Source organism: Heliomarina sp. (assembly GCF_052826185.1).
The window spans coordinates 19270-31031 of record NZ_JBRBUI010000016.1; the positions used below are offsets into that span (position 1 = coordinate 19270).

Below are 11762 nucleotides of genomic sequence, written 5' to 3' on the forward strand. Positions count from 1 at the left end.
GACAAAGATTCAGCAGTCATACAGTGATGACAGGCTAGGCCGGGGCTCTGCCCCGGACCCCGGAGTATTTCCGGCAAAAGGAAAAGGGGGACACCATGGATGTCCCCCAGGAAGTCGCTTCCGCTCTTCCCCTTGCACGGCCATCGGCGCTCCCGCCTGTGCCGCACATGCAGGATGACTTCGGATCCTTAATATTTCCTTTCTTTCTCTTGCTAAAAATACTCCGGGGAAGTCGGGCGTAGCCCGGCTGGGGCGGAGCCCCTTGTTTCAATGGGTCGGAAATTGTGCCATGGCGGCGCAATAAGTCTCTGAAGGAAAGATGATTAAGATGAAACCGGGACCCAAGAACCTGATCACCGATGTCGAGGGACTTCTGGTAGGGAGTGCGCAAGAGGATGCGCTGAAATCCGGGGCAACGGTTGTTACCATGGACCGGCCCTTTGTGGCCTCTGTTCATGTCATGGGTGGGGCGCCGGGAACGCGCGAGACGGATTTGCTTGCACCGGATAAATCCGTGGCCGGCGTAGACGCGCTGGTACTGTCCGGCGGGTCGGCCTATGGGCTTGATGCCTGTTCGGGGGTGGTAGACGGTTTGCGTGCGGCGGGGCGGGGGTTTCAGATCGGCTCGGCGGTCATTCCGCTCGTGCCGGGGGCGATCATTTTCGACCTGTTGAACGGGGGCGATAAAGGGTGGCGTGAAAATCCTTATAGATGTCTGGGACGCGAGGCTTTCGACAAAGCGTCGGAGACGTTCGACTTGGGAAGCGCCGGTGTAGGAACGGGGGCCTTGTCAGCGATGCTGAAAGGCGGGCTCGGGTCGGCCTCTTTCGTGTTGGAGAGTGGCATCACCGTAGGGGCGATGGTGGCAGCCAATCCGGTTGGAAGCGTCACGACGCCCGGCGACCGTCACTTCTGGGCGGCGCCATTCGAGGTGGACGGGGAGTTTGGCGGCCTTGGTACGGATCCAGCGTCGGGGCTGGGTCGGACGCTTGACAGTCGCAAGGCGCGGCTTGCCTCGGGTGAGAATGCGTCGCAACGGGCCAATACCACCATTGCCATCGTTGCGACCGATGCGGATCTGGACAAGGCACAATGCAACCGGCTGGCGGTGGCTGCCCATGATGGCATCGCCCGGGCCACGGTGCCTGCACATACGCCCGGCGATGGTGATCTGGTCTTTGCGATGTCGACGGGGGCGCAGCCGATTGGAGACGACCCCCGGGCGCTGGCCGAGATCGGGCATGCGGCGGCGCTCTGCCTGTCGCGGGCCATTGCGCGTGCGGTCTATCATGCGCGGCCGGCGTCGGGTGACCTGCTTCCGTGCTGGAGCGACATGCAGGGCTGAGATCCGGCGCCTGAAAAGAAAAAGGGCCGCCATAGCGACCCTTTCGAACTTGAAAGTTCTGATTGCAATCAGCGGCGCAGGCCGAGACGCGTGATCAGATCCTTGTAGCGTGCTTCGTCCTTGCCCTTGACGTAGTCCAGCAGCTTGCGGCGGCGGGCAACCATCTTCAACAGACCGCGACGACCGTGGTTGTCTTTCTTGTGGGTCTTGAAGTGCTCGGTCAGGGTGGCGATGCGCGAGCTGAGGATGGCAACCTGGATCTCGGGCGAACCGGTGTCGCCGTCCTTGGTTGCGTATTCCTTCATCAGGCGTGCTTTGTCTTCGACTGTGATCGACATCGGGATCTCCTTGGTTAAGGTTGATATGAATGGCGCAGGCCGGGATGTCGTCCAGCTCAGGCCCGTGGAGAAGTCATCTGCGGCGGACCGCAGACCGGGGGCGTATAGGGCGAATCGACGGTAATGGCAAAGGTTTATTCCTCGAGACGTTACGCCCAGGGTTCGGGCTGTTTTGAATAACCGATGTAGAGCGGGTGTTTCGGATGCCCTTCCTTGGTAAGCCCGAGATTGAAGAGCGGCATGCCGGTCTGTCGCAGCAGGCGTTCGACCTCGGGGCCGCGCGCGAGATGCGCGCCATGGGTGCCCCAGGCGGCGATGATGCGATCCGCCCATGCAGCGCCTTCCAGGATCGCGGCATCGTTTTCCGGACCGACCGGATCTGCCGCCGCCCGCATCAACCGCGGATCAGTATCGCGCCAGGCAAAGATATTTGTGACTCGGAAGGCGCCGAAGCCAAGCGTGCGGGCGCGTCTTTCGCAGCGCTCTACCGTCGGGTCGTTCTGGACCTCGGTGGCGGTCGAGGGGTTCAGCATCACGAAGAGCGCCTTGTCCCCCGCCGGATCCCAGACCCGGGTCAGGCTGTAACGGTAGCGTTCGCAATCGGAGTAGACGGCGACGGACGGGGCGTCGCCCTTGGTGTGGCTTCGGGTGATCATGGGACGCGTGATGGGGCGGACAGATCGTGCCGTCAAGGGCTGACCTATGCGCGCGGCTAGGCTCAGGTGTTGAAGACCCGGCTCGGGTGCAATTCGCCCGCCTTGTAGATACCGACGGCGACGGCCTTGCCTTCGAAGGATGCCCAGCACTCATCGCCGTATTCGGTGTCGGCGGCGAATACCATGCCCGGGTTGCCGTTTTTCAGGCGGGTGGCGCCTTCGGCGGTGCATTTCACCTCGGGCAGATCGGCAAGGCCAAGTTCGAGTGGCTGGATATAGGCGTCGAGGTCGGGGGTATGGGCCAGTTCCTCGACCTGTTCCATCGACAGGCCTTCGCTGGCGTTGAAAGGGCCGGACCAGATCCGGCGCAGGTTGAGCACATGTGCATGGCAGCCAAGCGCGGCCCCGAGATCGCGGGCGATGGAGCGGACATAGCCGCCCTTGCCGCAGGTCATTTCCAGCGTCGCGTGATCCGCATCCGGGCGATCGGTCAGCACCAGTTCCTCGACCCAGAGCGGACGCGCGGCCAGCTCCATTTCCTCGCCGCTACGGGCTATCTTGTAGGCACGCTGACCGTCCATCTTGACGGCGGAAAACTGCGGCGGGACCTGCTCGATATCGCCGACGAACTGGCCGAGCGCTTGCTTGATCTCTTCATCCGAGGGACGCAGATCGCTGCTGGCGATGACTTCGCCCTCGGCGTCATCCGTATTCGTGGCCTGTCCGAGACGGATGGTAAAGCTGTAGGCCTTGAGCGCGTCGGTGATGTAGGGAACGGTCTTGGTAGCCTCGCCGAGCGCGACGGCCAGCACCCCGGTCGCGGTCGGGTCGAGCGTGCCGGCGTGCCCGGCCTTTTTCGCCCCGAGTGCCCAGCGGACCTTGTTCGCCACGGCGGTAGAGGTAGGGCCCGCAGGTTTGTCGATGACCAGCCAACCGGAGATGTTGCGACCTTTGCGTGCCATGCGCTTTCCTTGCGTGAAAGTTGAAGCGGGGCCTTACAGGAGCTTTGCGGGCGGGGTCAACATGGATCGCTGCGGCGGGTCGATCCTGTCGGGGATGCAAAAATCTTACCAAAGATTTTTGGCAAGAAAATTCGAATTTTCTTGGCCGGGGGCCGCAGGGTTATTCGCCGTTCGTCGTGGCGATGCCGACGATGGGTCCCATCGCGAAACCCGCGTCGTTGCGGCCAAAGTCCGGTGCGTAGAGGCGTGAGATATTACCGTCGAAATAGAGGGCGTTCGGCAGGTCCAGCATGTCCCGGAAGAGGCTGCCGAATTCGTGAAAGGTCACACGGTTGCGCGAGATCGCAAAGACCACCCGCTTGCCGTCTGCGCTGGTGCCCACCCCGTTGCGGACATAGCGCGAATCGCTGTCCGGCAGGAACCGGGGGTGCAATTCGCCATCGATAACCAGCATCGGTCCCGATTGCGTGGCATATTCGCAGGCAGGCCGGGTTTCGCTGAACCGCATGGTTTCGATGACATCGGCGCGGTTCTGTCCGATGCAGAAAACCCCGTTGGGCAACATACCGAAATTGCCGGGGCCAGCGTTGGGGATCAGGTTTTGCACAACCTTGTCCGGCTCGGCGTAATAGCCGACCGGTGCGCGGTCTGAATGGTACATGCCCGCGTTCATCGCAAAGACAAGCGTCTTGCCCTGTTGGTCCAGCTTCTGGGCGACATTGCCGAATTGGCCGTAAGGCTGGCCTTCTTCGTCATAGAGAAACAGCCGCAGCTCATCGGTTTCGGCATTTGCTTCGCAGACGGTGTAGCGGTTGCTGCCCTGATCCACGTCGCGGCATTCGACGGCCTGTGCCTCCGGCACGGCGGCCAGGCCGAACAACAGCACAAATAGCGCAGGCAGGGCGCGCGGCATCAGTCGTCGAGATCCCGGCGCACGGCGTCCTGCGCGAAGATGCGGCGCGTATCGTCCAGCCGGTCGAACGTCTCGTCCAGCTGGAACCGCAGTTCCGGGGCGAATTTCAACGCGAGCTTCTTGGCCACGACCCGGCGCAGTTCTGCCTTGTTGCGGGCCAACAGGCCGACGACCTCATCCTGTCCCCGTCCGCCAAGCGGCAGAACGTAGACCGTGGCCACCTTGAGATCGGGAGAGGCGCGCACCTCGCCCACGGTGATCGAAAGCCGGTTCAGCTCCGGATCATGGATATCGCCACGGGCCAGCACCTCGGACAGAGTCCGGCGGATCAGCTCTCCGACCCGGAGTTGGCGTTGCGATGGTCCGGGACCGTCATGAAATTTGTTCTTGCCCATGATTGCTGATCTAAGGCGTCGGATCGGCTTTGCCAAGCGGGGCAAGAGAGGCTATCGAGCCTTTGGCGGCGAAAAGAAGGGAAATCATCATGTCAAACCTGCCTGGAATCGTTGTGACGGGGGCATCGGGCCGGATGGGGCAGATGCTTGTGCGCGTGGTCAGCGAAAGCGACCGGGCGCGTCTGGTCGGCGCGGTCGAGCGAAAGGGGCATGACTGGGTCGGGCGCGATATCGGGACGGCGATGGGCGCTGCCGAGCTGGGGGTGACGGTCACGGATGACCCGCTTGAAGCCTTTGCCAAGGCGCAGGCGGTGCTGGATTTCACCGCGCCGGAGGCCACGCTGGAGTTTGCCGCGCTGGCCGCGCAGGCGCGGGCCGTGCACGTCATCGGCACCACCGGCATGAGCGAGGAACAGATCGCCAAGCTGGAACCGGCGTCGCGCCACGCGGTGATCGTAAGGGCGGGCAACATGAGCCTTGGCGTCAACCTTCTTACCCAGCTGACGCGCCGCGTGGCCGAGGCGCTGGACGAGGAATTCGACATTGAAGTGGTCGAAGCGCATCATCACCACAAGGTCGATGCGCCTTCGGGCACCGCGCTGATGCTGGGCGAGGCTGCCGCCGAGGGGCGTGGCGTCAAGCTCTCGGACGTGTCCGACCGGGGCCGCGACGGGATCACCGGTGCACGGGAAAAAGGGCATATCGGGTTTTCGGCAATCCGGGGCGGTGACATCGTGGGCGAACATGACGTGATCTTTGCAGGCGCGGGTGAGCGTATCATCCTGCGTCACATCGCGACCGACCGGCTTGTTTTCGCCCGTGGCGCGCTGAAAGCTGCGCTTTGGGGGCAGGACAAGACACCCGGTCACTATGACATGGCGGATGTGCTGGGCTTCTGAGTCCGGCTTATCGCTAAAATCCTAGCGATTTCTTGTCGCCCCGGTCCGATCTCTTTCGCGCGAAAGTGATCCGATTGGCGCTGTCATGCGTTTACCTGACAGATCCCGGCGATTTCGGAGGTATGCCATGCGGATATTCAAAGAGTTTCTGCCAGCCCTGTTGTTAGGCGGCCTTGTCGCGGTTCCGGTAAATGCGGAATACGCCAAGATAGATAAATTGAGCGAATTCAACGAGGTGGTGCAGGGCAAGACCCTGACTCGTCCGCTGATACGCCTTCAGGTCACGCCTTCAGGGGCGATAAAGGGGCGCGGGGCCGCATGGGATGTGACCGGTAGCTGGAGCTGGCGCGACGGGTATTTTTGCCGCGACCTAAACTGGGGCGGCGACGATCTTGGGTATAACTGCCAAGAGGTCCGGGTGAACGGAGAAAAGATCCGCTTCACCTCGGACAAGGGCAGTGGCGATTCGGCGGAATTTAATCTGAAACCGTGAATTTGGGGGGTGATATCCGTACACCCCCTGTACACCCCCTGTGCATCACCAGATGCACCGAGGCAGGGTGAGACGCCCGGATATGACACCGAAAATTTTTGAAAAATTTTGGCGCCCTTGGCTGGCGGAGCGCTCAGAAATCGATGGCGAGGCCTTTTTTCTCCCAGTCGCCGTAGCGGACGGGTTCGGGGCCGTCACGACCGCCAAGTTCCTTAGGGAGGTCAGGCTCGTAGGCGTCTGCCTTGCGGCGTTCTTCGGCTTCGGCGAGGGCGCGCAGCGCGGCGGGCGGCAGATCCTTGCGCGGGGATTCGGTGCTGTCGGTCATCGCTCTCTTCCTTTGCTCACCTGCCCTTGATATATGCGGGCCTTCGCCGGGGGCAAGATGCAGGAGTATGCAGGGTTGACCGATGCCACGACCGACGCGCGGCGCAGCGCGATCTATCTTCTCGATCAGATACTGGGTGAAAACCGCCTGATGTCGGAATGTCTCGCGGCGGGTGCGCTGGAACGTCTGTCGCCGCAGGATCGCGCCCGGGCGCAGCGGCTGGCGACGGAAACCATGCGCGGGCTCGAACGGGCCGACCGGCTGTTGCAGAAACACCTGCGCAAGTACCCGCCGCTGACGGTGCGCAACGCGCTGCGGCTTGGCACGGTGGAGCTTGCCGGGGGCGAGGCCGCGCATGGAGTAGTCAATGCGATGGTCGAGATCGTGTCGCGGCACAAGCGGCACGGGGCGCTCAAGGGGCTGGTCAACGCGGTGCTGCGCAAGATGGCCGAAACCGCGCCCGAGGCCTGGGACACGCTGCGCAACCCGCGCCTGCCCAAGTGGCTGCGCTCGCCTTTGGTCGCGGCGTGGGGTCCGGAAGCGGTGGCAGGCATGGAGCGCGCGCATTTTGCCGGGGCTCCTTTGGACATTACTTTAAAGCCGGGGGCGAAGGTCGATCTGCCCGGCGCGGTCGAGCTGCCGACCGGGTCGCTGCGGTTGGCCGAGGCGGGGCAGGTGACGGCGCTGCCGGGATACGACGCCGGAGACTGGTGGGTGCAGGATGCGGCGGCGGCCCTGCCCGCGCGTGTGCTGGCGGCGCAGCCCGGGGAGAGCGTGCTCGACATGTGCGCCGCACCTGGGGGTAAAACGATGCAACTGGCCGCCACCGGGGCGACGGTCACCGCGCTCGACATATCCGAAGGGCGGATGCGGCGGGTGCACGAAAACCTTGATCGCGCCGGTCTGGAGGCCGAGCTGGTGATCGGTGACGCGCTTGAACACGAGGGCAGCTACGACGCGATCCTGCTGGATGCGCCCTGTTCCGCGACGGGTACGATTCGCCGTCACCCTGATCTGCCCCATGCCAAGGACGGAGCGGAATTCGGCGGGCTGATTGAGCTTCAGGCGCAGATGCTGGCGCAAGCGTGGAGCCTGCTGAAGCCCGGCGGGCGGATGGTGTTCTGTACCTGCTCGCTTTTGCCGGACGAGGGCGAGGTACAGGTCGAAGAAGCGCTGGCAACCCATGATGACATGAGCGTGGATCGCGAGGCTTTGATGGTGCCCGGTGTCGATTCCTCCTGGGTCACGGAAGAGGGCGGGTTGCGACTGCGGCCCGATTTCTGGGCCGACCGGGGCGGGATGGATGGATTTTACATCGCTTGTCTGCGCAAGGCGGGCTGAACGCCACGGCAGCGGGGCGGTTTTGCAATTCCGGAAAAGATATCGGTGACTTGGAGCGTTTGACGCTCTAACATGCCCGTCAAACGCCAAAGAGCGTGAGAGGCAGCGTATGTTCACCCCCGAGACCCTGACGGGCCGAAAAACACGGTTCATGAACCGGCTATATGCCCGTCTGAGCCGGCGCCAGAAAAAGGCGCGGGGGTTTGTTTCGTCGCCAGAGCCGCGCACGGTCGGCAGTTTTGCCAAGGGGCGGCAGCTGATTGCGGGCAATATCCTTTTCGCCGGATATCTTGTCGAAAGCCCCGACACCGGGTTGTGGGAGGTCGATTCCCCCACCGTCGGTTTCGACGATGAACGCCACGGGTTCGCATGGCTCGACGATCTGGCGGCGGTGGGCGACGGGCCCGCGCGGATCAAAGCGCAGCAATGGCTTTGGGGCTGGATCGACAATTACGGCAACGGACAGGGGCCGGGCTGGACCCCGGCGCTGACCGGGCGGCGGGTGATCCGATGGATCAACCACGCGATTTTCCTTTTGAGGGGGCAGGACAGTGCCGAAAGCGACGCGTTCTTTCGGGCTCTGGCGCAGCAGGTGTGGTTCCTGTCGAAACGCTGGCATGCCTCGCCGCCGGGGTTGCCACGGTTCGAGGCGCTGACCGGGCTGATCTATGCGGGTCTGGCGCTGGAGGGACACGAGGATCTGGCCGATCCGGCGGTCAGGGCGCTGGCGCAGGAATGCAAGCTGCGCATCGATGAGCAGGGTGGGTTGCCGACGCGCAACCCCGAAGAACTGCTGGATGTCTTCACTCTGCTGACATGGGCGGCGGCCTCGCTGCACGAGGCGGGACGCGGCACGCCGCAGCACCATACGGCGGCAGTGGCGCGGATAGCCCCCACGCTGCGCGCGTTGCGCCATGCGGATGGCGGTCTTGCTCGGTTCCATGGCGGCGGTCGCGGGCTGGACGGGCGGCTGGATCACGCGCTGGCGGCCAGCCATATCAAGCCGGATCATCCCAAGAGCCTGTCGATGGGCTATGCGCGGCTGAGCGCCGGGCGTACCAGCCTGATCGTCGATGCAAGCCCGCCGCCAAAGGGCGATGCCTCGTATAATGCCCATGCCTCGACATTGGCGTTCGAGTTGACATCGGGGCGGCGGCCGCTGGTTGTCAGCTGCGGGTCCGGCGTATCATTCGGCGCGGAATGGCGCCGCGCGGGTCGGGCGACTCCGTCGCATTCGACGCTCTGCCTCGAAGGTTATTCCAGCGGGCGGCTGATGCCCGTGGGCAAGACGGGGGCGGTCGAGAACCTGATCGAGACGCCAAGTCATGTGCCCTACGAGCTGGATGAAGATTCCGAGATGGTTCGGTTTCAGGGCGGGCATGATGGCTATCAGCGCAAGTTCGGGCTGACCCATGCGCGCACGCTTGAAATGTCGCACGACGGGCGCGGTCTGGTCGCCGAGGACATGCTGCTCGCGATGGAGCCCGCCGACAAGCGCAAGTTCGATCAGGCGATGGACAAGGTGGCGCTGGCCGGCCTGTCCTTTGCCATCCGGATGCATCTGCACCCGGATGTTGATGCGACCGTCGATCTGGGCGGCGCGGCGGTGTCGATGGCGCTCAAGAGCGGGGAGATCTGGGTGTTCCGGCACAACAGCAAATGCGAACTGTCGCTGGAACCGAGCGTCTATCTGGAAAACGGACGGCTCAAGCCGCGCGCCAGCCGCCAAATCGTGCTGACGGGGCGGGCGATGGATTATGCCACGCGGGTGCGCTGGTCGCTGTCCAAGGCGCATGACACGGCCATCGCGGTGCGCGATCTGGAACGCGACGAGTCGATGTACCAGCTCTGATCGCGGCTTTTCCGGGCATTTCGGGGCAGATAGCGGCAAAGAGCCGCCAGATCGGTGCATTCCAGAGGTTCTATCCGGCGCAGAGATGTTCTATGCCCCGCCGCAACTGCTGCCAGATTCAGGAAAGTTGATATGAGCGATCTTCACCCCGTCAAACGTGCCCTTCTTTCGGTGTCGGACAAGACCGGCCTAGTCGAGCTTGGCCAGGCGCTTGCCGGGCGCGGCGTCGAGTTGCTGAGCACCGGGGGCACGGCCAAGGCGCTGCGCGAGGCGGGGCTTGAGGTGAAAGACGTGGCCGAGATCACCGGTTTCCCCGAGATGATGGATGGCCGGGTCAAGACGCTGCATCCGATGGTGCATGGCGGGCTGCTGGCGCTGCGCGACAATGACGACCACGTGGCGGCGATGAAGGAACACGGGATCGGCGGCATCGACCTGCTGGTGGTGAACCTCTATCCGTTCGAGGCGACGGTCGCCAAGGGCGCGGATTACGATACCTGCATCGAGAATATCGACATCGGTGGCCCCGCGATGATCCGCGCGGCGGCAAAGAACCACGATTTCGTCACCACCATCGTCGATGTCGAGGATTACGACGCGCTGCTGGCCGAGCTTGACGCGCAGGACGGCGCGACGACGTATGCGTTCCGTCAGAAGCAGGCGCAGATCGCTTATGCCCGCACGGCGGCCTATGATACGGCGGTCAGCACCTGGATGGCGGGGGCGCTGGGCGAGGCGACTCCGCGCCGCCGATCCTTTACCGGCACCTTCAAGCAGGTCATGCGCTATGGGGAGAACAGCCACCAGTCGGCGGCGTTTTACACCGACGGTACTGGCCGTCCGGGCGTGGCGACGGCGACACAGCATCAGGGCAAGGAGCTGTCCTACAACAACATCAACGACACCGACGCTGCGTTCGAGTTGGTGGCCGAGTTCGATCCGGCAGAAGGCCCTGCGGTGGCGATCATCAAGCACGCCAACCCCTGTGGCGTGGCACGGGGCGAGACGCTGATCGAGGCCTATCGCAACGCATTCGATTGCGACCGCACCAGCGCTTTTGGCGGTATCGTCGCGCTGAACCAGCCGCTGGACGAGGAAACCGCCAAGGCCATTGTCGAGATCTTTACCGAGGTCGTGATCGCGCCCGGTGCCTCGGATGCGGCCAAGGCGGTGTTCGCGGCCAAGAAGAACCTGCGCCTGCTGACCACCGACGGACTGCCCGACGTCAAGGCACCGATCACCACCTATCGGCAGGTAGCGGGCGGCATGCTCGTTCAGGACAAGGACACCGGCTATGTCGGGATGGATGACCTGAAGGTTGTCACCAAGAAGGCGCCGACAGATGAGCAGATGGCGGATCTGCTGTTTGCGTGGAAAGTCGCCAAGCACGTGAAATCCAACGCCATCGTTTACGTCAAGGACAAGGCCACTGTGGGTGTGGGCGCCGGCCAGATGAGCCGTCTCGATTCTGCGCTGATCGCCGCGAAAAAGGCCGAGCGCATGGCCGAAGCGATGGAGCTGCCGCAGCCGCTGACCATCGGGTCGGCTGTCGCGTCGGACGCGTTCTTTCCCTTTGCCGACGGGCTGATGGAGGCTGCCGCCGCAGGCGCAACCTGCGTGATCCAGCCGGGCGGGTCGATGCGCGATGATGAGGTGATTGCGGCCGCCGACGAGGCAGGCATCGCCATGGTCTTTACCGGCATGCGGCATTTCCGTCACTGATGGGCAGGCCCGCGCTGATCTGGGCCGCTCTGGTCGCCTTTCTGCTGGACCAGGGCAGCAAATACGCCGTCGTGCATGGCATGGAGCTTGCGCGGCGGCACTGGATCGAGGTTTTCCCGCCGCTTCTGACTTTTCGCTATGGTGAGAACCGGGGGATCAATTTCGGTCTGCTCGATGGCAATTCGGAAATCGCACGCTGGGTGCTGATCGTCTTTTCGCTGCTGGTGGTCGTGGCCGTCGGCTGGTGGGTGGTCCGCAACCAGCGCGGGGTCTGGATGCAGGTCAGCGCCGGATTGCTGATCGGCGGCGCGCTTGGGAATGTCGCCGACCGGCTGCTTTACGGATATGTGCTCGATTTCCTGAACATGTCCTGCTGCGGCATCAACAATCCCTTTGTTTTCAATGTCGCGGATGTGTTCATCTTTGCGGGTGCGGCGGGGTTGATCCTGTTTGACAATCGCGACAAACCGGGTGCGAGCCCGCGCCGGAAGCCGGCGAAAAAGGGATCGTAACGGAAAGAA

Annotated in this window: 13 protein-coding genes; 7 read left to right on the forward strand and 6 right to left on the reverse strand. The window is 63.4% G+C overall.

Annotation, left to right across the window (positions count from 1 at the left end):
• Positions 1-328 precede the first annotated feature (328 nt).
• Positions 329-1345, forward strand: coding sequence for a P1 family peptidase (locus tag ACU0FH_RS03405; protein WP_446193351.1), 1017 nt, complete (start codon positions 329-331; stop codon positions 1343-1345).
• A 68-nt stretch (positions 1346-1413) separates the two neighbouring features.
• Here the strand turns inward: ACU0FH_RS03405 and rpsO are convergent, their stop codons facing one another.
• From rpsO to rbfA, 5 genes are all read right to left on the reverse strand, one after another.
• Entirely contained in the window at positions 1414-1683 is a 270-nt protein-coding gene (rpsO, locus tag ACU0FH_RS03410; protein WP_446193352.1) for a 30S ribosomal protein S15, read from the reverse strand.
• A gap of 149 nt (positions 1684-1832) precedes the next feature.
• On the reverse strand, positions 1833-2339 hold the full coding sequence (locus tag ACU0FH_RS03415) for a DUF1643 domain-containing protein (RefSeq protein ID WP_446193353.1): 507 nt from the start codon (positions 2337-2339) through the stop codon (positions 1833-1835).
• A 62-nt stretch (positions 2340-2401) separates the two neighbouring features.
• Complete coding sequence (truB, locus tag ACU0FH_RS03420; RefSeq protein ID WP_446193354.1) at positions 2402-3301, reverse strand: tRNA pseudouridine(55) synthase TruB; 900 nt, start codon at positions 3299-3301, stop codon at positions 2402-2404.
• A 160-nt stretch (positions 3302-3461) separates the two neighbouring features.
• Entirely contained in the window at positions 3462-4214 is a 753-nt protein-coding gene (locus ACU0FH_RS03425; RefSeq protein WP_446193355.1) for a phosphodiester glycosidase family protein, read from the reverse strand.
• Positions 4214-4609 carry a 30S ribosome-binding factor RbfA gene (gene rbfA, locus ACU0FH_RS03430; protein ID WP_446193356.1) on the reverse strand — a complete coding sequence of 132 codons (396 nt, stop codon included), beginning with the start codon at positions 4607-4609 and terminating at the stop codon, positions 4214-4216. Before rbfA ends, ACU0FH_RS03425 begins: the two co-directional genes overlap by 1 nt.
• 89 nt (positions 4610-4698) lie before the next feature.
• Here rbfA and dapB point away from each other — a divergent pair, with 89 nt between their 5' ends.
• Together dapB and ACU0FH_RS03440 are read left to right on the forward strand one after the other, a co-directional pair.
• Positions 4699-5508 carry a 4-hydroxy-tetrahydrodipicolinate reductase gene (dapB, locus tag ACU0FH_RS03435; protein WP_446193357.1) on the forward strand — a complete coding sequence of 270 codons (810 nt, stop codon included), beginning with the start codon at positions 4699-4701 and terminating at the stop codon, positions 5506-5508.
• Between the two features lie 127 nt (positions 5509-5635).
• Positions 5636-6001, forward strand: a complete 366-nt coding sequence (locus tag ACU0FH_RS03440; RefSeq protein WP_446193358.1) for a dihydrodipicolinate reductase — start codon at positions 5636-5638, stop codon at positions 5999-6001.
• Between the two features lie 133 nt (positions 6002-6134).
• Here the strand turns inward: ACU0FH_RS03440 and ACU0FH_RS03445 are convergent, their stop codons facing one another.
• A complete protein-coding gene (locus ACU0FH_RS03445; RefSeq protein WP_446193359.1) occupies positions 6135-6326 on the reverse strand; it encodes a DUF1674 domain-containing protein in 192 nt (63 codons plus the stop codon).
• 57 nt (positions 6327-6383) lie between these two features.
• Between ACU0FH_RS03445 and ACU0FH_RS03450 the strand changes: the two genes are divergently transcribed.
• The 4 genes from ACU0FH_RS03450 to lspA all read left to right on the forward strand — a co-directional run bounded on the left by ACU0FH_RS03450 (position 6384) and on the right by lspA (position 11753).
• A complete protein-coding gene (locus ACU0FH_RS03450; protein ID WP_446193360.1) occupies positions 6384-7667 on the forward strand; it encodes an RsmB/NOP family class I SAM-dependent RNA methyltransferase in 1284 nt (427 codons plus the stop codon).
• A gap of 109 nt (positions 7668-7776) precedes the next feature.
• Complete coding sequence (locus ACU0FH_RS03455; RefSeq protein WP_446193361.1) at positions 7777-9519, forward strand: heparinase II/III family protein; 1743 nt, start codon at positions 7777-7779, stop codon at positions 9517-9519.
• Between the two features lie 132 nt (positions 9520-9651).
• Complete coding sequence (purH, locus tag ACU0FH_RS03460; RefSeq protein WP_446193362.1) at positions 9652-11241, forward strand: bifunctional phosphoribosylaminoimidazolecarboxamide formyltransferase/IMP cyclohydrolase; 1590 nt, start codon at positions 9652-9654, stop codon at positions 11239-11241.
• The gene (gene lspA / locus ACU0FH_RS03465) at positions 11241-11753 is read left to right on the forward strand and encodes a signal peptidase II (RefSeq protein WP_446193363.1); all 513 of its coding nucleotides are present in this window, start codon (positions 11241-11243) and stop codon (positions 11751-11753) included. The genes purH and lspA overlap by 1 nt, the downstream gene beginning before the upstream one ends.
• Positions 11754-11762 lie beyond the last annotated feature (9 nt).